Source organism: Streptomyces sp. NH27 (assembly GCF_056859195.1).
On the sequence record NZ_JACEGK010001041.1, the window covers coordinates 1 to 728 of the forward strand.

Annotated in this window: 1 protein-coding gene; it reads right to left on the bottom strand. The window is 71.7% G+C overall.

Translation table 11 applies throughout. The annotated features are described in order from the left end of the window. Positions 1 to 75: 75 nt before the first annotated feature. Positions 76 to 630 carry a bacterial proteasome activator family protein gene (locus tag AC13HU_RS37910; protein WP_483046541.1) on the bottom strand — a complete coding sequence of 185 codons (555 nt, stop codon included), beginning with the start codon at positions 628 to 630 and terminating at the stop codon, positions 76 to 78. Between the last annotated feature and the right edge of the window lie 98 nt (positions 631 to 728).

Genomic DNA, 728 nt, shown 5'->3' on the forward strand with positions numbered 1-728 from the left:
TTTCGGTAGCTCGTGGTCAGTGCTCGGTGCTTCGGCTCAGTACTCGTACGGCGACCCGCGACCGCGGGCCGGCGGCTAGAGGTACGGGCCGGAGCGGCCCGCCGGGCCCTGCGGCTCCTCGTCGTGGCCGGCCGCACCGGGCGGCAGGGCGCGCCGCATCTGCTCCAACTGGGCCCGCGCGGCCATCTGCTGGGCGAACAGCGCGGTCTGGATGCCGTGGAAGAGCCCTTCGAGCCAGCCCACGAGCTGGGCCTGGGCGATCCGCAGCTCCGCCTCGCTCGGCACGCTCTCGTTGGTGAACGGCAGCGACAGCCGCTCCAACTCCTCGACCAGCTCAGGGGCGAGCCCGGCCTCCAGTTCCTTGACGGAACTCGCGTGGATCTCCTTCAGCCGCACCCGGCTGGCCTCGTCGAGAGGAGCCGCCCGCACCTCCTCCAGGAGTTGCTTGATCATGCTGCCGATCCGCATCACCTTCGCCGGCTGCTCGACCATCTCCGTCACCGGGATCTCGCGGGGCTCCTCGCCCTCGCCGAGCGTTCCACCGCCGAGGGCCATCCCGTCCGGCCCGACGACCAGGACCTGCGGATTCGGCGAGTTCTCCGGCGACCGTTCGTTCATCGGCATCTCCATTCCACCATTGTCCCGCAGTGGCCCCGCGGGCCACGACACCGGGAGCCGCGAGCGCGGGCCGCCGCGGTCACGCCCTGCGCAGCCGCAACCCCAGGAAC